Genomic DNA, 16,250 nt, shown 5'->3' on the forward strand with positions numbered 1-16,250 from the left:
TAGTAACCCCTATGGACGAGGCCCGCCTCCTCATCACCTGCCCCGACCGGCCGGGCATCGTGGCCGCGGTCTCGGGCTTCCTCTACGCCCACGGGGCCAACATCACCGACCTCCAGCAGCACTCCACCGACCCCGAGGGGGGCACCTTCTTCATGCGCCTGGCCTTCACCACCCCCCACCTGGACCTCTCCCGCCCCGCCTTGGAGCGGGCCTTCCAGGAGGTGGTGGCGGAGCGCTTCGGGATGGAGTGGCGCATCGCCTACGCCTCGGAGAGGAAGAGGACGGCCATCCTGGTCTCCAAGCCGGCCCACGCCCTTCTGGAGCTCCTTTGGCGCTACCGGGTGGGGGAGCTTCCCATGGACCTCCGCCTGGTGGTCTCCAACCACCCGGACCACCGGGAGGAGGTGGAGCGCTTCGGGGTGCCCTACCACCACGTCCCGGTGGAGAAGGGGCGGAAGGAGGAGGCGGAGGAAAGGATCCTGGAGCTCCTCGAGGCCCAGGGGGTGGAGCTCGTGGTCCTCGCCCGCTACATGCAGATCCTCTCCCCCCGCTTCGTGGCCCGCTTCCCCATGCGCATCCTCAACATCCACCACTCCTTCCTCCCCGCCTTCGCCGGGGCCGACCCCTACCGCCAGGCCTACGAGAAGGGGGTGAAGCTCATCGGGGCCACGGCCCACTACGTCACGGAGGAGCTGGACCAGGGGCCCATCATTGAGCAGGACGTGGTGCGGGTCTCCCACCGCCACTCCGTGGCGGAGATGCGCCGCTTGGGGCGGGAGCTGGAGCGCACCGTCTTGGCCCGGGCGGTGCGCTGGCACCTGGAGGACCGGATCATCGTCCACGGGAACAAGACCGTGGTCTTCGTCTAATCGGAGGCTAACCCCAGGGGGCTAAGGTGGCCTTAGGAGGTGGCGCATGAGCCTTGGGCGTTCCTTCATAGGGTTTTCGGTCCTCGCCCTCATGGCGGGGGCGGTCCTTTGGTGGGGGGTTTCGGGCGGGCAGGCCCCCAAGCCCCAGACCCCAAGCCCCGCCCCGGACGGGGGGCTTTTGGAGTACGAGCGGAACACCGTGGAGATCGTGGAGCGGTACGGGGACGGGGTGGTCTACGTGGCGGTGCGCACCGCCCCCAGGGCGCTTCAGCTCCCCCCGGGGTTTGAGTTCTTCGCCCCCTTCCTCCAGGCCCCCCCGCAGGAGGGCACGGGTTCGGGCTTCGTCATAGACCAGGAGGGGTACGTCCTCACCAACTACCACGTGGTGGAGGGGGCGGACCAGATCACCGTGAAGTTCCACAACGACCCCAAGGAGTACCGGGCCCGCCTGGTGGGCTCGGCCCCGCCCCTGGACGTGGCCCTCCTCAAGGTGGAGGCCCCAAAGGCCAAGCTGGTGCCCTTGGTCCTGGGGGACTCGGACAAGATCCGCGTGGGCCAGAAGGCCATCGCCATGGGGAACCCCTTCGGCTTGGAGTTCACCGTGACCCAGGGCATCGTCTCCGCCATCCGGGAAAACCCTGGGGCCATCGGGGACGATTCGGGCCTGGTGCCCCAGGTGATCCAGACGGACGCGGCCATCAACCCGGGGAACTCCGGCGGGCCGCTTCTCAACTCCCGGGGCGAGGTCATCGGCATCAACACCGCCATCTTCACCCCCACGGGCCAGTTCGGGGCGGCCCAGTTCGCGGGGGTGGGCTTCGCCCTGCCCATCAACCTGGTGAAGGAGCACCTCCCCGAGCTGAGAGCGGGCAAGACCCTCACCGCGGAGGTCCTCATCCAAAACCGCCCCCGCCTGGGGGTGAGCCTGGTCCCCTTAAGCCTTTACCCCGAGCGCCTGCGCCAGCAGCACGGCCTGCCCGAAACCGGCCTCATGGTGCAGGAGGTGGAGCGGAATAGCCCCGCGGAGCGGGCGGGCCTGAAGCCCCCCACCCGCTTCGCCTACCTCCAGCTCCCCACGGGGGAGGCCCTGCAGGTGGGCCTGGACGGGGACGTGCTCCTGGAGGCGGACGGGGTGCCCCTTACCTCCATCGCCAGCCTCCGGCAGGTGCTCTACCGCAAGAAGCCGGGGGAGGCGGTGACCCTAAAGGTCTTCCGGGGTGGGCGCACCCTCACCCTCCGGGTGGTACCCCAGGTGATCCGGTAAGTGCCCCACCCGGAGCCTGCGCTTCGGTGGGGCTAGGGGGGAAAAAGGAGGCGGGCCCGGAGGCACCCCTTTTCCACCCGGAACCACCTCCCCCCAAGCCTTAGGGCCAGGCCCGCCTCCGAGCAGTAAAGGAGCGCTTTACGCCTTTCCCGGGCCAGGGCCTCGTTCCAGGGGTAGGCCCCTCCGGTGTAGTAGGCCTCCGTTTCCGGGTCGGTGTAGGCCTGAAAGCCTTGGAAGCGCCAGAGGGGCCTAAACTCCAGGAGGACGGGCTTTCCCGTCACCGAGTTTAAGAACTCCACCCGGGCCTCCTGGAAGGGGAGGAGGAAGAGGAGGACCCTTTCCCCTTCCCCCTCCACCTCCACCACCCGCAGGAAGGAAAGAAGAAGCCCGGCCCCTAAGAGGAGGAGGAGCCGGGCCTTGGCCATGTCCCCTACTTCAAAGCGCCCGCTTCCCGGAAGTAGCGCAGGGCCCCCTCGTGGTAGGGGATGGTGCCCCCCACGAAGCGCACGGCGTTCTGCAGGGTGGTGTCCCGGGCCGCGGCCACCGCGGCGCGGAGGGCCTCGAGGCCCTCAAAGGTGGCCTTGGTGAGGGCGTAGGCCGCTTCCTCCGGGAGGCTTGCTGGGCAGACGAAGAGGTTCCAGAAGGTGAGGGTGGGGGTGTCGGCCCGGGCCCCGTAGACCGCCTTGGGGATGACCCCGGGGCCCGCGAGGCCGGGGAAGCGCTTCTGGAAGGTCTGGACCACGGTGCTCTTGGGGTCTAGGGGCACCAGGTAGATCCGCTGCCCCTTGCGGGCCAAGGCGGCGGAGAGCTCGGTGATGGCCCCCGTGGGCAGGCCCCCAGACCAGAAGAAGGCGTCTATGGTGCCCTCGGAGAGGGCGTTGGCGCTTTCCTGGGCCCCCAGGCGCTCCTGCTTGGCGAAGTCCTTGGGGGAAAGCCCCGCGGCCTGGAGGACGAGGAGGGCCTCCACCTCCGTGCCCGAGCCCGGGGCCCCGGTGGAGACCCGCTTGCCCTTAAGGTCCTGCACCACCCGGATCCCCGCCCCCTCCCGGGTGACGATGTGGAGGTAGTTGGGGTACATGGCGAAGAGGATGCGCACGTTCTTGGCGGGCTTGTCCTTGAAGCGCTCGTGCCCTCCGGTGTAGGCCAGGTAGGCGGAGTCGGGGAGCACCGTGCCGCAGTAGTAGGTGCCCCCGCCCGTGCGGTTTTCCAGGAGGAGGAGGTTGTCTATGGAGGCCGCGGTCTGGGTGGCCTGGGCCTCCGCCACCCCCGCCTTGTTCCAGATCTCCGCCAGGGCGGTGCCGTAGTAGAAGTAGACCCCGCCCACCCCCCCGGTGGCGATGACCACCCGGGGCTTCTGGGCCAGGGCCAGGCCAAAGAGGGCCAGCAGGGCGAGCAACCAGGGTCTCATAGGAGCCTCCTTTCCTTTCAGGCCTACCCTAAGCCCCTTGCCCCTTTCCCGTCAAGCCCTTCTTGAGGAAGAAGGGGAGGCCCAGGAGGAAGGCCACCAGGTTGAGGGTGCTTTGGGGGACGAAGAGGAGGAGGGCGAGGAGGCCCAGGAGCCAGGACTCGAGGCGGGCCAGGGGCCTTCTGGTGTAGCCCGCGGTGGCGGCGGAGAGGTAGACGATGCCTGCGGCCACGGCCAGGAAGCGCTCCAGGATGATGGGCCAGGCCTCCCCTGGGGGGGCGGTTTCCAGCAAGGGGAGGATGAGGAGGCCGGTGCCGGTGTAGGAGAGGAGGAAGAAGAAGCCGATGAGGTATTTGGAGAGGGCCACCCGGGCGGCGTAGACCCCCGTGGGCAGGGGGTGGGTGCCGAAGACGCTGGCCGCGGCGTAGGCGGAAAGGGCCACGGGGGGCGTCACGTCCGCCAGGACGGCGTAGTAGAAGAGGAACATGTGGGTGGCGTAGACCGCGGCCTGGTCGGGGATGCCGTTTTCCCTGGCCAGGGCGATGATGGCCGGGGCGGTGAGGGCGGAGGTGAGCACGTAGGTGGCCGTGGGGGGCACCCCCATGCCCAGGACCAGGCTGAAGATAGCGGTGATGAGGGTGGCCAGGAGGAGGCTTTCCCCCGAAACCTGCTGCAGGAGCTGGCTGAACTTGGAGGGCAGGCCGGAGATGACCATCATGGCGAAGATGAGGTTGGCCGAGGTCACCGCGGTGCCGATGGGAAGGAGGCTACGGAAGCCTTCCTCCAGGCCCTGGAAGAGGGGGCCCACCCCTTTGGGCCTCAAGGTGGGGTCCAGGTAAGCGAGGAGGATGAAGCCCACGAGGGCCAGGCTGGCCGCGGTGCGCACCTCGTAGCCCAGGTAGAGGAGGACCACGATGAGGAGGATGGGGAGGAAGATGGGGCTATACCGTAGGGCGTAGGCCCGCCGCCCCATCCCCAGCTCCACCGCCACCGCCTTCAGGCCCGCCTTGCGGGCGTAGAACTCGTTGAAGGCCAGGATGGCGAGAAGGTAGAGGAGGGCCGGCCCCAGGGCCATGATCATCACCTTCAGGTAGGGGATCTCCAGGATCTCCACCATGATGAAGGCGATGCTGCCCATGATGGGGGGCATGATGAGGGCGATGGTCCCCGCGGTGGCGGCGATCCCTGCGGCCACCAGGCGGTCGTAGCCGGACTTCTCGTAAAGGGGCTTGGTGAGGGCGGAGACGAACTGGGTGTCCGCGGCCCCCGAGCCGGAGAACATGCCCATGAAGACCCCGGCCAGGCCCGTGACCCGGCCCGGGGTGGCGGGGCTTTTGCCCACCAGGGCCAGGGCCAGGTTGGCCACCACCCGGCCGAGGCCTAAGGCGGTGATCATCCCCGAAAGGAGGGTGAAGTAGACCAGGTACTTGGCGGAAACCCCCGTGATGAGGCCGTAGATGCCGGCCTCCGTCTCGTTGAAGGTCTTGCCCAGGAGGAGGTCTATGGGTTGGGGGGTGCCCCGGAAGGGCCCGGGGAAGGCCTGGGCGTGGAGGTTGTAGCTGAAGAAGAAGAGGACCAGAACCGGCATTACCGGGCCCAATAGGCGGTAGACCACCCCGAGGAGGAGGAGGATGAGGGAGAGGCTCATCCCCGCGTCCCAGGCCTCGGGGATCACCGCCCGGTACACCAGCTCCTCAAAGTAGCGGGCCTGGTACCAGGCGGGAAGGAGGGCTAAAAGGGCCCCGAGGAGGGCGGTGGGGCGCTGGAGCGGGGGCGCCACCGCGGGCAGGACGGACACGGCCCAGACGAAAAGCCCAAAGAGCCGCACCTCCAGGGGGAGGGCCATGGCGGGGGGCTTGGGGAAGAGGAAGGCGTAGAGGGGCACCAGGCTGAAGAGGAGGAAGGCCCAAGACCCCAAGGTGGCCTTCCGGGGCGGGGCGAAGAAGCTCACCAAATAGGCCCCGAGGAGGAGGAAGAGGACGTGGGTGCTCCGCTGGAGCTGGACGATGTCCAGGAGGTTGATGTGGGCCTGGGCCAGGGGGGTGAAGGGGTGGAGGACCAGGTAGAGGCTGTAGAGGGAACCCAGGATAAGAATCCCTCGGGTAAGCCGCCCTAGGGGGCTTGGGGGTAGGGAAGCGTGGACTTCGGCCATCTTGACCTCCAAAAGGGCCCGGGGGTCCTCCCCGGGCCCCGAGGGCACCTTGCCCTTACTTCACCGCGCCTACTTCCTTCAGGTACCGCTCAGCCCCGGGGTGGAAGGGGATGATGAACTTCCCGTAAAGCTTGGCGGTGTTGGCCACGGAGGTGTCCTTGGCCGCGGCCACCGCGCTTCTCAGGGTCTGGAGGTTGTCAAAGGTGGCCTTCATCATGGCGTGGGCCACCTCCTGGGGCAGGCTTTCCGGGCAGACCAGGATGTTGCCGGTGTTCAGGCCGGGCACGTCCGTGCGGGTGCCGTAGACGCTCTTGGGGACCACCGTGGGGTCTAAAAGGCCCGGGAAGCGCTTCAGGGCCACCTGGGCGGTGGTGCTCTTGGGGTCAATGGGGATGAGGTAGACCCGGTCCCCCTTGCGGGCCAGGGTCTGGCCCAGCTCCACGATGGAGCCCGTGGGCACCCCGCCCACCCAGAAGAAGGCGTCCAGGGTGCCCTCCGCCAGGGCCTTGGCCCCCTCGGCCACCGGGAGGCGCTCCCGCTTGGCGAAGCTTTCGGGCTTCACCCCTGCGGCCTGGAGGACGAGGAGGGCCAGGTTCTCCGTGCTGGAGCCGGGCTGGCCGGTGGAGACCCGCTTGCCCTTGAGGTCCTGGAGGACCTTGATGCCGCTTTTTTCGCTGGTGACGATGTGGATGAAGGAGGGGTACATGTAGAAGAGAACCCGCTGTTCCTTGGCGGGCTTGGCCTTGAAGCGGGGTTCCTCCCCGGTGTAGGCCACGTAGGCGGAGTCGGTGGTGGTGAGGGCGCAGTAGTAGGTGTTGGCCTTGGGGTCCGTCCGGTCGCGGAGGAGGAGGAGGTTGTCGTAGGAGCCCCCGGTCTGGACGGGTTGGAACTCCGCCACCCCGGCCTTGTTGTAGATGTCCGCCAAGGCGGTGCCGTAGTAGAAGAAGACCCCGCCCGTGCTCCCCGTGCCGATGACCACCTTGGGCTTCTGCGCAAGCCCGGCGCCAAGCACCAGGGCCACCCCTAAGATAAGCGCGCTTCTCATGCTCACCTCCGCATAAGTTTGCGCCTTTACCCTACTCGGGCTTCCCCGGGCTGTCAAGGCAGGATAATGACCGGTCAGTCAGGAGTAGGATAGGGGGGTGCTGGCCCTCCGTCTCCTCCAGGACCCCCTCTACCGGCGCTACTGGCTGGCCCTCTTCGTCTCCCAGCTCGGCACCTGGATGCAGGCCGCCTCCATGGGGTGGCTGGTCCTCCTCCTCACGGGGAGCGCCGAAAGGCTGGGGCTGGTGGTGGCCTTCCAGTTCCTGCCCTCCCTCCTCTTTTCCCTGCCCGCGGGGGTCTTGGCGGACCGCTACCCCAAGCGCACCCTCCTCCTCCTAACCCAGGGGGGGATGGCCCTGCTCGCCCTCCTCATGGCCCTGGGGATCTTCGCGGGGGTCCTCCGCTACCCCCATGTGCTCCTCTTCGCCCTCCTCTACGGGGCCCTGAACGCCATGGACCAGCCCGTGCGCCAGAGCTTCACCGTGGAGCTGGCGGGGCGGGAGCGCTACCCCGGGGCCATCGCCCTGAACTCCTTTGGCTTCAACACCAGCCGCCTGGTGGGCCCCGCGCTAGCGGGCCTCCTCATCGCCCGGTATGGGGTGGGGGCCTCCTTTCTGGCCAACGCCCTTTCCTTCCTGCCTCTCCTCCTGGTCCTCCTGCGCCTGCCGGGAGGGAGGGGGAACGGGGGGGAGGACCTCCCCTGGTGGCGGGAGGCCGGGGAGGGGCTGGCCTTCGTCCGGGGCCACCCCGTGGTGCGGCGGGTGGTGGGGCTCGTCCTCTTCGCAAGCCTCTTGGGGATGAACTTCCAGACCCTGGTGCCGGCCTACGCCCGGCTGGTCCTTGGCCTCGAGGCCCAAGGCTTCGGCCTCCTCCTCTCCAGCGTGGGGGTGGGGGCGGTGCTGGCCGCCCTGGTCATGGCCTTCACGGGGAGGCCCAGGCCCCACCGGCTCCTCCTCGGGGTCTTCTTCCTGGCCCTGGCCCACCTAGGGCTTTTCTTCAAGCCCTTCCCCCTCATCCCCCTTTTCCTCGCCCTGGGGGGTTTTGGGATGATCTCCGTGCTCATCAACGCCAACACCCTGGTGCAGCTTTCCGTCCCCGACCGCCTAAGGGGCCGGGTCATGGCCGTCTACACCCTGGTCATGCTGGGTACGGGGCCCCTCGGGGCCTACCTCACGGGCCTCCTCTTTGAGCTTTTAGGGGGGGAGAAGGCGGCCCTCCTCCTGGGGGGAAGCCTCCTCCTTCTTGGGGCCCACCAGCTCCGGCGGGGCTGGCCTAGGGAGTCCAGTCCTCCGGCCTAGGGCCAAGCCCAAGCCGCCAGGCCACCCCTCTCGCCACCCTGACCCCTGCCTTCCCGTCCCCGTAGGGGTTTTTGGCCCGGCGCATCCCCGCTAGGGCCTCAGGGTCTTTGAGGAGGCCCGCCACGGTGGCGTAGACCCCTTCGGGGTCCGTGCCCGCAAGCTTCAGGATCCCGGCCTGAAGGCCCTCCGGCCTCTCCGTGACGTTCCTCAGGACCACCACCGGCACCCCCAGGGCCGCGCCCTCCTCCTGAAGTCCCCCGGAGTCCGTGACCAAAAGCAGGCTTTCCTTCATGAGGGCGGCCATGGGGCCGTACTCCAGGGGGTCCAGGAGGACGAAGTTCTTTACCCCTTTCAGCACGGGGAAGACCGCCTCCCGCACCACGGGGTTCAGGTGCACGGGGTAGACGAAGGTGAGGTGGGGGAAGTCCTGGGCCACCCGCTTGAGGGCCCGGGCGAGCTCGGGAAGAAGGGGCCAGTTCTCCCGCCGGTGCATGGTCACGGTCACGTAGGGCCCCGGGGGGAGCCCCTCGGGGAGGCGGCCCAGCCTTGATGCGAGGAGCACCGCGTCCACCCCCGTCTGGCCGGTGACCAGGATGCCCTCCGGCTTTTTCCCTTCCCGCAGGAGGTTTTCCCGGGCCAGGGGCGTGGGGGCGAAGTCCAGGTCGGTGAGGGCGTCCGTGAGGCGGCGGTTGGCCTCTTCCGGGAAGGGCTCTTTCAGGTTCCCGCTCCTTAGGCCCGCCTCCACGTGCCCCACGGGGAGGCCCTCCAGGAAGGCCGCCCAGGCCACGGCGAAGGTGGTGAGGGTGTCCCCGTGCACCAGGACGTAGTCCGCCCGCATCTCCTTAAGGGCCCGGGCCGCCTGGGGCAGGATGCGGGCCGCGAGGTCCGGCAGGGCCTGGCGCTCCTGCATCACGTCCAGGTTGCGGTCCTCCACTATCCCGAAGAGGCTTAGGGCCTGCCTTAGCTGCTCCCGGTGCTGTCCGGTGAGGAGGACCAGGGGCTTGAGGTGGGGGATCTCCTTGAGGGCCAGGTAGACCGGGGCCATTTTGGTGGCCTCGGGCCGGGTTCCGAAGGCGAGGACCACGCGCTTCATGGGCTATTCTACCTCCCGCAGAAGGGCCCTAAGCCGCCGGTAGGTGACCCAGCCCAGGCCCAGGAGGATGGCCAGCAGGGTGGCCAGGATGGCCTCCCAGGGCATCCTTAGGTAGGCCATGGCCAGGAGGTTGAAGAGGAGGGCCAGCCCCCAAAGGAGGAAGGCCACCCGCCTTTGGGAAAGCCCCCGGGCCAGGAGGCGGTGGTGCAGGTGGTCCTTCCCCGGGGTGGAAAGGGGGTTTTTGCCCTCTAAAAGCCTTCGCACCACCACCTGGGCGGTGTCCAGGATGGGGAGGAGGAGGAAGAGGGCTGGGGGAAGGAGGCCTAAGAAGGTGGTGAGCTTGAGGTTCCCGAGGAGGGCCGTGGCCGCCAGGGTGTAGCCCAGGAAGTAGGCCCCCGCGTCCCCCAGGATGATGCGGCTCGGGTGGAGGTTGTGCCTCAGGAAGCCCAAGGCGCCCCCCGCCAAGGCGGCGAGGAGGAGGGTCCCCGCGGCCCAGTAGGGGAACTGGGCGCTCACCGCCAGGAGGCTCATGGCGCTGATGAAGGCGATGCCCCCCGCAAGCCCGTCCAGGCCGTCCATGAGGTTTAAGGCGTTGGTGATCCCCACCACCCAAAGCCAGGTGAGGAAGACCCCCAGGAGGGGGTCCAGGGGGGTGCCGAAGGCGGTCTCAAAGCGCACGCCCACCGCCACCAGGAGGAGGGCGGAAAGGGTCTGCACCAGGAGGCGGAAGAGGGGCGGCAGGCCGAACTGGTCGTCGATAAAGCCCACCAGGACGAGCCACGCCCCCCCCAGGAGGATGGCCAGGACCTGGATGAGGACCCCCTCCACCAGGATGGGCCTTAGGGCCGCGGCCAGGACCAGGGCCACCACCACCCCGGCGTAGACCGCAAGCCCCCCGGCGTTGGGCAGGGGCTCCTTGTTCAGGCGCCGCTCATTGGGCTGGTCCGCCCAGCCCACCTTCAGGGCGAAGCGGCGCACGGGGGGGATGAAGCGCCAGGTGGTGAGGAGGGCCACCAGGAAGACGAAGAGCACGGAAAGCCAGCCCGTACCCGCCGGCTCCGCGATCCCCAGGCGTTCCCAGATCATTTCGTCCCGTAGATGCGGTCCCCCGCGTCCCCCAGCCCCGGCACGATGTAGCCGTGCTCGTTGAGCCTCTCGTCAATGGCCGCCACCACCACCTCGGTCTCGGGGTGGTCCTTGGCGATGCGCTCCAGGCCCTCCGGGGCGGCGATGAGGCACATGAGCTTGACCCCCGTGGCCCCCTTGTCCTTGAGGAGCCTTAGGGCGTGGCTGGCGCTTCCCCCCGTGGCCAGCATGGGGTCTAAGAGGAAGACCCGACGCTCGGCGATGTCCGGGGGGAGCTTGGCGTAGTACTGCACCGGGCTTAGGGACTCGGGGTCCCGGTAGAGGCCGATGTGCCCCACCCGGGCGTGGGGCACCAGCTTGAGGATCCCCTCCACCATGACAAGCCCCGCCCGCAGGATGGCCACCAGGGCGAGCTTCTTCCCCGAGAGCACCCGCACCCGGGCCGGGGCCACGGGGGTTTCCACCACCCGTTCCTCTAGCTCCAGGTCCCGCATGGCCTCGTAGGCCATGAGCATGGCGATCTCCTCGGCCAGCTCCCGGAAGTCCTTGGGGCCTGTGCTCTTGTCCCGGAGGTGGGCCAGCTTGTGTTGGACCAGGGGGTGGTCCACCAGGGTGATCTTCATCCAGTAGAGGCTAACACGCCCCCTTTCTAAAGGCCAAGCCTTCCCGGTAGAAGGCCTGGGCGCGGGGGAGCTTTTCCCTTAGGGCCTCCAAAAAGCCCCCCGGGGCCTTGGTCTTGAACCAGTAGAGGTCGTGGAGGTAGGTGAGGGGCACGTAGAAGAAAAGCCGCTCCCGCACCTCCTTAGGGTAAAAGCGGGCGATGCGGAAGAGGGCCTCCCGGGCCCTATCCTCCCCCAAGAGGTCCAGGCTTCCCGTCTTCAGGAGGGCCAGGTCGCGGGCGGGGTCGTCCCCCCCGGCCCGGGCCCAGTCCACCAGCATCACCAAAGGCCCCTGGGCCCCGGGCTGCTTTAGGAGGAGGTTTCCCGCCCAGGCGTCCCGGTGGCAGAAGCGCTTCTCCACCCCCGCCACGGAGGCCACCTCCTTCTTCAGGTCCCGGATGAGCCCTCTAGCCTCCGGGTGGAGGCTTAGGGCCTCCTCAAAGCGCTCCAGGCGCTCTAGGAGGTCTTCCGCCCGCACCACCCCCGGCTCGGGCAGGCGGTGGAGGTGGAGGAAGAGGTGGGCCAAGGCGGCCAGGGTCTCGGGGCGGAAAAGCTCGGGTCGGAAGGGCTCGCCGGGAAAGCGGCGGAGGATGAGGAGGCCGTGGCCCTCCACCTCCTCCACCCCCAGGACGAAGGACCCAAGCCCGGCGCGGGCCAGGTTCCTGGCCTCGAGGCGGGCCAAGGCCTTCTCCCTGGGGCTATAGACCTTGTACACCCGCGTTTCGTCCCCGTAGACCCGGGCCTCAAAGCCGCCCAAGGGGGTGAGCCGGGCGAGGAGGGCGGAAAGCGCCACGGGGCTTATTCTAAGGGCGTGGAGCTCCTCCGGCCCGAGGCCACCCTCCTCTCCTTGGAGGATCGGGTCCTCTCCTTTGACCGGGAGGGGCGGCCCTACCACTACTTCCGCCGGGGGCTTACCTTTAAGCGCGCCCTGGACGGCACCCTCCACCTCCGCTTCCGGGAAGGGGAGAGGAGGAGGGCTGTTCTCGCCCGGGAGGAGGCCCTTGCGGTCTACGGGGAGATCCTGGCCCTGGCGGAGGCCCACCTACGGGACGGGGAAAGGCGAAAGGAGGTCCTCCGCTGGACCCCGGAGGCCCTGGCCGACCCCACGCCCTACCGCCGGGCCTACCCCCATCCGGTGAGCATCCTCCCCCCGGACGCGTACCTCTCCGTGGTCCTCCAGGCCACCACGGGGTGCACCTGGAACCGGTGCGCCTTTTGCGCCTTCTACCAGGACCGCCCTTTCAGAAAAAAGAGCCTCCCCGAGTTCCGGGAACACCTGGAGGCCGTCCTCCGCCTCCTCGGCCGGGGGCGGGCCCTGAGGCGGGGGGTGTTCCTGGCGGACGGGAACGCCCTGGCCCTTTCCGAGCCCCTCCTGCCCCTTATGGAGGAGGTAAAAAGGCGCTTCCCCGGGGAGGAGGTGTACGGGTTTTTGGACCTCTGGACGGGGCTTAAGAAGGACCCCAGGTGGTGGGAAAGGCTCCGGGGCCTGGGCCTTAAGCGGGTCCACCTGGGCCTGGAGACGGGGCACGCCCCCCTCCTCGCCCTCCTCCACAAGCCCGGCCACCCGGAGGAGGCCCTCTCCTTGGTGCGGGCCTTGAAGGAGGCGGGGCTCTCCTTGGGCCTCATCTTCCTGGTGGGGGTGGGGGGGGAGGCCTACCGGGAGGCCCACTTCCGGGACACCCTGGCCCTCCTTGCCCGCCTGCCCCTGGACGGGGAGGACCTGGTCTACCTCTCCCCCTTCCAGGTGGAGGAGAACACCCCCTACGCCCGCATGGGCCTGGGGGTGGTGGGGGACCTCGAGGGGGAGCTCCGCCGCTTCGCCCAGGCGGTGCGCCGCTTAGGGCTCAAGGCCGCCCGGTACGATATCCGGGAGTTCATCTATTAAAAGCGCCCCCTCTTCCGCCCGGAAGCCCAGGCGCTTGTGGCTCCCGTCGCAGAAGGGCTTGTCCTGGGACCCCCCGCAGCGGCAGAGGGCGAGCTTGGCCCTTTCCAAGCGCCTTTCCTCCCCGTTGTAGCGGAAGGTGCTCCCCTCGGGCAGGTCCAGGACGTAGGGGCCGTCTTGGCGGAAGCGGAGCTTCATGCCCTAAGTTTAAGGTGCTATCTTGGGAAGGATGGGCCCGGGATCCCCCCGGTCGCCCGGGAGGAAGCATGCGCGCACACCTCATCACCTACGGTTGCCAGATGAACGAGTACGACTCCCACCTGGTGGCGAGCGAGCTGGTGAGCCTCGGGTGGGAGCTGGTGGACTCCGTTGAGGAGGCGGACTTCGTCTTGGTGAACACCTGCGCGGTGCGGGGCAAGCCCGTGGAGAAGGTGCGGGCCCTGTTGGGGCAACTGCGCAAGGAGAAGGAGCGCCGGGGCCTCCTCGTGGGGATGATGGGCTGCCTGGCCCAGCTGGACGAGGGCCAGCAGATGGCGAGGAAGTTCGGGGTGGACATCCTCCTGGGCCCCGGAGCGCTTACCTCCCTCCCTGAGGCCTTGAAGAAGCACGAGCGCTTCTTTGACCTCACCTTCCGCCAGGACCTCCTGGACTACATCCCCCCGCCCCCCAAGGGGGCCCTTTCCGCCCACGTGACCATCATCCGGGGGTGCAACCACCACTGCACCTACTGCATCGTCCCCACCACCCGGGGCCCGGAGGTCTCCCGCCACCCCGACCTCATCCTGAAGGAGATCGAGATGCTCAAGGCCGCGGGGGTGGTGGAGGTCACCCTCCTGGGGCAGAACGTGAACTCCTACGGCAAGGACCAGCCGGGCTTCCCCTCCTTCGCCGAGCTCCTAAGGATGGTGGGCCGGATGGGGATCCCCCGGGTGCGCTTCCTCACCAGCCACCCCGTGAACTTCACCGACGACATCATCGAGGCCATCGCGGAGACCCCGGCCATCTGCCGCTACATCCACCTTCCCGTGCAGTCGGGCTCGGACCGGATCCTAAGGCGCATGGCCCGGGAGTACCGCCGGGCGCACTATCTGGAAAGAATACGCAAGATTCGGGAAGCCCTCCCGGATGCGGTGCTTTCCACGGACATCATCGTGGGCTTCCCCGGGGAGACGGAGGAGGACTTCCAGGAGACCCTCTCCCTCTACGACGAGGTGGGCTACGACCAGGCCTACATGTTCATCTACTCCCCCCGCCCCGGCACCCCCGCCTACAAGCACTTCCAGGACCTGCCCCGGGAGGTGAAGGTGGAGCGGCTCATGCGCCTCATTGAGAAGCAGAAGGAGTGGAGCTACCGCCGGAACCAGGCCTGGGTGGGGAAGACCGTGGAGGTCCTGGTGCGGGGGGAGGCCAAGGAGGAGGGGTACGTCCAGGGCCACGACCGGGGGAACCACCCCGTCCTCCTCCCCGCCCACCAGGCCCCCACCCCTGGGCTTTACCAGGTGGAGATCAAGCAGGCCACGCCCCACCTCCTCTTCGGGGAGGTGGTGGGGGCAGAGGCCCCTGCCCCCATTCCCCTGCCGGTGGCATGAGGCCCCTTTTGCCCCTTTCCGGCGCGCTGGGGCTTTTCCTCCTCCTCTTCGCCGCGTTCCGCTTCACCCTAGGGGGGCTTCTCCTGGCCCTTCTCCTTTCCGCCTTCCTCTTCCTCCTCCTGGACCGCTGGCAGGGGGGGTTCCTCCGAAGGGGGCCTTCCCCCTGGGCCAGGGAGCGCCTGGCCATGAAGGAGGCCTGGCGGCGGGGGGGGTTCCTGCGCCCCGAGGACCTTAGCCCCTACATGCCCCTTTCCGAGGCCCAGGCCCTTCTCCAGGCCCTGGCGGGGCGGGGGATTTGCCGGAGGGAAGGGGAAGGGTACCGCTTTTAGCCCCATCGCGGCTTGCGCTGCGATGGGGGCCCCAAAGATGGGGTGGATATGGGGGGTGTAGTGGTGGTGGGCGCGGGGGTGGCGGGGGCCGCGGCCGCCTTGGCCCTGAAGGGGGCGGGCCTTCCCGTCCTCTGGGTGGCGGAGGGGGTGGGGGATGCGAGCCGCGTCCCCGTGGCCCTGGTGAACCCCGTGCGGGGGAAGCGGGGGACCTTGGTGCCGGAAGGCGCTTTGGCCCTCGAGGCCGCCCTCGCCCTCTATAGCCGCTACGTGCCCCTCCACAAGGGCCTCCTCCGCCCCGTCCCCGAGGGGGAGCGGGCGGCCTGGGAGAGGCGCCTTGGGGCAAGCGGCCTCCCCTACCGCTGGACCCGGGAGGGGCTTTTCCTGCCCGAGGCCTTCTGGCTGGAGCCCCGGCCCTTTTTGGAAAGGGTTTGGGCCGAGCTCGGAGGCCTCAGGGATCGGGTGGTGGCCTACGCCCCGGGGGAGGTGGGGTTGGAGGGGGGAAGGCGGCTAAGGCCCGAGCTCGTGGTCTGGGCGGGGGGGGCCCGGGGGGCCGGGGTCTTGGGCCTCGAGGGGCGGATGGTGGCGGGGCTGGAGCTCCTCCTTCTGGAGTACCGGGAGGTGGCCCTGAGCTATAGGGTCTTCCTAGCGGGGCCGGCCCTTGGGGGGAGCTACCTGGACCTCCCCGGCTACGCCGAGCCGCCCCCTTCGGAGGGGGAGGCGGAGTGGCTCCTTAGGGGGGCGGAGGCCCTTCTGGGCTACCGGCCCCGGGTAGCCGGGGCCTGGCGGGGGGTGCGCTTCCGCAGGCCCCACCCCCTCACCCCCATCCCCGGGGGGTACGCCCTCACGGGCTTCGGCTCCACGGGCTTTCTCCTGGTCCCCCTTTGGGCCAGGCGGCTGGTGGAGGCCTTAGGCTAAGGGTATGTACACCGGCGCGGTGCTGGCGGGGGGGCTTTCCAAGCGCTTCGGGGAGGACAAGGCCCTTTACCCCTACCGGGGGAAGCCCCTCCTCCTTTGGGTTCTGGAAAGCCTTTCGGGGGCGGGGGAACGGTTCATCGTGGCGAACCGCCCCTACGAGGGGTTCGGGGTGCCCGTCTACCCCGACCTCCTGCCGGGGGGGGATAGCCTCTCGGGGCTCCACACCGCTCTGGTCCAGGCCCGCTTCCCCTGGGTGGCCGTGGCCGCCACGGACCTTCCCTTCCTCACCCGGGCCTACTGGGACTACCTCTACGAGAGGGCCCTGGCCTCCCCCCACCCCGTGGTGGTGCCCCTAAACCCCGAGGGCCACCTGGAGCCCCTCATGGCCCTTTACCACAAAGACTGCCTGCCCCAGGTGGAGCGCCAGCTCCGGGAGGGGGATTTCCTCCTTAGGCGGGTGATGGAGGCCTTGGGGGCCACCTACCTCCCCGCGGAGGAGGTGGTGGCCCGCTTTGGGCGGGAGGTTTTCCTCAACGCCAACCGCAAGGAGGAGTTGCCCTAGTCTCGCACCCGGAGCCAGCTAAGGGCTAGGAAGGCTCGATTCCCGGAGGGCAAGGGGGCGTTAAGGGTTTGTTAAGGGGGGATCTCCTATGCTGCTGGTCAAA

17 protein-coding genes are annotated in these 16,250 nt (G+C 68.8%); 8 read left to right on the forward strand and 9 right to left on the reverse strand.

Annotation, left to right across the window (positions count from 1 at the left end; translation table 11 throughout):
- Positions 1-11 precede the first annotated feature (11 nt).
- Together purU and B043_RS0101225 are read left to right on the forward strand one after the other, a co-directional pair.
- The gene (gene purU / locus B043_RS0101220; protein ID WP_016328782.1) at positions 12-869 is read left to right on the forward strand and encodes a formyltetrahydrofolate deformylase; all 858 of its coding nucleotides are present in this window, start codon (positions 12-14) and stop codon (positions 867-869) included.
- A gap of 46 nt (positions 870-915) precedes the next feature.
- Positions 916-2,133, forward strand: a complete 1,218-nt coding sequence (locus B043_RS0101225; RefSeq protein ID WP_018460648.1) for a S1C family serine protease — start codon at positions 916-918, stop codon at positions 2,131-2,133.
- A gap of 32 nt (positions 2,134-2,165) precedes the next feature.
- Here the strand turns inward: B043_RS0101225 and B043_RS0101230 are convergent, their stop codons facing one another.
- From B043_RS0101230 to B043_RS0101245, 4 genes are read right to left on the reverse strand one after another with little or no spacing between them, the layout of a single operon-like run.
- Entirely contained in the window at positions 2,166-2,558 is a 393-nt protein-coding gene (locus B043_RS0101230; protein WP_018460649.1) for a hypothetical protein, read from the reverse strand.
- A gap of 5 nt (positions 2,559-2,563) precedes the next feature.
- Positions 2,564-3,541 carry a TAXI family TRAP transporter solute-binding subunit gene (locus B043_RS0101235; RefSeq protein WP_016328785.1) on the reverse strand — a complete coding sequence of 326 codons (978 nt, stop codon included), beginning with the start codon at positions 3,539-3,541 and terminating at the stop codon, positions 2,564-2,566.
- A gap of 28 nt (positions 3,542-3,569) precedes the next feature.
- On the reverse strand, positions 3,570-5,690 hold the full coding sequence (locus tag B043_RS0101240) for a TRAP transporter permease (RefSeq protein ID WP_026234069.1): 2,121 nt from the start codon (positions 5,688-5,690) through the stop codon (positions 3,570-3,572).
- A gap of 55 nt (positions 5,691-5,745) precedes the next feature.
- Positions 5,746-6,735: a TAXI family TRAP transporter solute-binding subunit gene (locus B043_RS0101245; RefSeq protein ID WP_018460652.1), complete on the reverse strand. Its 990-nt coding sequence runs from the start codon at positions 6,733-6,735 to the stop codon at positions 5,746-5,748.
- A 97-nt stretch (positions 6,736-6,832) separates the two neighbouring features.
- On the opposite strand from B043_RS0101245, the gene B043_RS0101250 reads away from it, so the two are divergent.
- Positions 6,833-8,032, forward strand: coding sequence for an MFS transporter (locus tag B043_RS0101250; RefSeq protein ID WP_018460653.1), 1,200 nt, complete (start codon positions 6,833-6,835; stop codon positions 8,030-8,032).
- Here the strand turns inward: B043_RS0101250 and wecB are convergent.
- Genes wecB through B043_RS0101270 form a run of 4 tightly spaced genes read right to left on the reverse strand, consistent with a single transcriptional unit; the run spans position 8,007 to position 11,663 of the window.
- The gene (wecB, locus tag B043_RS0101255; RefSeq protein WP_018460654.1) at positions 8,007-9,125 is read right to left on the reverse strand and encodes a non-hydrolyzing UDP-N-acetylglucosamine 2-epimerase; all 1,119 of its coding nucleotides are present in this window, start codon (positions 9,123-9,125) and stop codon (positions 8,007-8,009) included. The two genes, B043_RS0101250 and wecB, sit on opposite strands and share 26 nt — an antisense overlap.
- 3 nt (positions 9,126-9,128) lie before the next feature.
- Positions 9,129-10,211: a glycosyltransferase family 4 protein gene (locus B043_RS0101260; RefSeq protein WP_016328790.1), complete on the reverse strand. Its 1,083-nt coding sequence runs from the start codon at positions 10,209-10,211 to the stop codon at positions 9,129-9,131.
- The gene (upp, locus tag B043_RS0101265; RefSeq protein ID WP_018460655.1) at positions 10,208-10,834 is read right to left on the reverse strand and encodes a uracil phosphoribosyltransferase; all 627 of its coding nucleotides are present in this window, start codon (positions 10,832-10,834) and stop codon (positions 10,208-10,210) included. The genes B043_RS0101260 and upp overlap by 4 nt, the downstream gene beginning before the upstream one ends.
- A 10-nt stretch (positions 10,835-10,844) precedes the next feature.
- Positions 10,845-11,663, reverse strand: coding sequence for a phosphotransferase family protein (locus B043_RS0101270; protein WP_155987377.1), 819 nt, complete (start codon positions 11,661-11,663; stop codon positions 10,845-10,847).
- Positions 11,664-11,681: 18 nt separating this feature from the next.
- Between B043_RS0101270 and B043_RS0101275 the strand changes: the two genes are divergently transcribed.
- Positions 11,682-12,755: a radical SAM protein gene (locus tag B043_RS0101275; RefSeq protein ID WP_018460657.1), complete on the forward strand. Its 1,074-nt coding sequence runs from the start codon at positions 11,682-11,684 to the stop codon at positions 12,753-12,755.
- Here the strand turns inward: B043_RS0101275 and B043_RS0101280 are convergent.
- Positions 12,708-12,950: a CDGSH iron-sulfur domain-containing protein gene (locus B043_RS0101280; RefSeq protein ID WP_016328794.1), complete on the reverse strand. Its 243-nt coding sequence runs from the start codon at positions 12,948-12,950 to the stop codon at positions 12,708-12,710. The two genes, B043_RS0101275 and B043_RS0101280, sit on opposite strands and share 48 nt — an antisense overlap.
- 68 nt (positions 12,951-13,018) lie before the next feature.
- Here B043_RS0101280 and miaB point away from each other — a divergent pair, with 68 nt between their 5' ends.
- The 4 genes from miaB to B043_RS0101300 are packed head-to-tail and all read left to right on the forward strand — an operon-like array spanning position 13,019 to position 16,147.
- Positions 13,019-14,341 (forward strand): tRNA (N6-isopentenyl adenosine(37)-C2)-methylthiotransferase MiaB, encoded by a 1,323-nt coding sequence (gene miaB, locus B043_RS0101285; RefSeq protein ID WP_026234071.1) that lies wholly within the window; start codon positions 13,019-13,021, stop codon positions 14,339-14,341.
- On the forward strand, positions 14,338-14,670 hold the full coding sequence (locus B043_RS0101290) for a hypothetical protein (RefSeq protein ID WP_018460659.1): 333 nt from the start codon (positions 14,338-14,340) through the stop codon (positions 14,668-14,670). The genes miaB and B043_RS0101290 overlap by 4 nt, the downstream gene beginning before the upstream one ends.
- Positions 14,671-14,718: 48 nt before the next feature.
- On the forward strand, positions 14,719-15,585 hold the full coding sequence (locus tag B043_RS0101295; protein WP_026234072.1) for an FAD-dependent oxidoreductase: 867 nt from the start codon (positions 14,719-14,721) through the stop codon (positions 15,583-15,585).
- 4 nt (positions 15,586-15,589) lie between these two features.
- Positions 15,590-16,147 carry a molybdenum cofactor guanylyltransferase gene (locus tag B043_RS0101300; protein ID WP_018460661.1) on the forward strand — a complete coding sequence of 186 codons (558 nt, stop codon included), beginning with the start codon at positions 15,590-15,592 and terminating at the stop codon, positions 16,145-16,147.
- Positions 16,148-16,250 lie beyond the last annotated feature (103 nt).

This window comes from Thermus oshimai DSM 12092 (assembly GCF_000373145.1).
In the GTDB taxonomy this organism is placed as follows: Bacteria; Deinococcota; Deinococci; order Deinococcales; family Thermaceae; genus Thermus; species Thermus oshimai.

Excerpts from the sequence above, each read along its gene's own strand:
- purU (WP_016328782.1), top strand. The coding sequence starts at position 12 with ATGGACGAGGCCCGCCTCCTCATCACCTGCCCCGACCGGCCGGGCATC.
- B043_RS0101225 (WP_018460648.1), top strand. The coding sequence starts at position 916 with ATGAGCCTTGGGCGTTCCTTCATAGGGTTTTCGGTCCTCGCCCTCATG.
- B043_RS0101230 (WP_018460649.1), bottom strand. The coding sequence starts at position 2,558 with ATGGCCAAGGCCCGGCTCCTCCTCCTCTTAGGGGCCGGGCTTCTTCTT.
- B043_RS0101235 (WP_016328785.1), bottom strand. The coding sequence starts at position 3,541 with ATGAGACCCTGGTTGCTCGCCCTGCTGGCCCTCTTTGGCCTGGCCCTG.
- B043_RS0101240 (WP_026234069.1), bottom strand. The coding sequence starts at position 5,690 with ATGGCCGAAGTCCACGCTTCCCTACCCCCAAGCCCCCTAGGGCGGCTT.
- B043_RS0101245 (WP_018460652.1), bottom strand. The coding sequence starts at position 6,735 with ATGAGAAGCGCGCTTATCTTAGGGGTGGCCCTGGTGCTTGGCGCCGGG.
- wecB (WP_018460654.1), bottom strand. The coding sequence starts at position 9,125 with ATGAAGCGCGTGGTCCTCGCCTTCGGAACCCGGCCCGAGGCCACCAAA.
- B043_RS0101260 (WP_016328790.1), bottom strand. The coding sequence starts at position 10,211 with ATGATCTGGGAACGCCTGGGGATCGCGGAGCCGGCGGGTACGGGCTGG.
- upp (WP_018460655.1), bottom strand. The coding sequence starts at position 10,834 with ATGAAGATCACCCTGGTGGACCACCCCCTGGTCCAACACAAGCTGGCC.
- B043_RS0101280 (WP_016328794.1), bottom strand. The coding sequence starts at position 12,950 with ATGAAGCTCCGCTTCCGCCAAGACGGCCCCTACGTCCTGGACCTGCCC.
- miaB (WP_026234071.1), top strand. The coding sequence starts at position 13,019 with ATGCGCGCACACCTCATCACCTACGGTTGCCAGATGAACGAGTACGAC.
- B043_RS0101290 (WP_018460659.1), top strand. The coding sequence starts at position 14,338 with ATGAGGCCCCTTTTGCCCCTTTCCGGCGCGCTGGGGCTTTTCCTCCTC.
- B043_RS0101295 (WP_026234072.1), top strand. The coding sequence starts at position 14,719 with ATGGGGGGTGTAGTGGTGGTGGGCGCGGGGGTGGCGGGGGCCGCGGCC.
- B043_RS0101300 (WP_018460661.1), top strand. The coding sequence starts at position 15,590 with ATGTACACCGGCGCGGTGCTGGCGGGGGGGCTTTCCAAGCGCTTCGGG.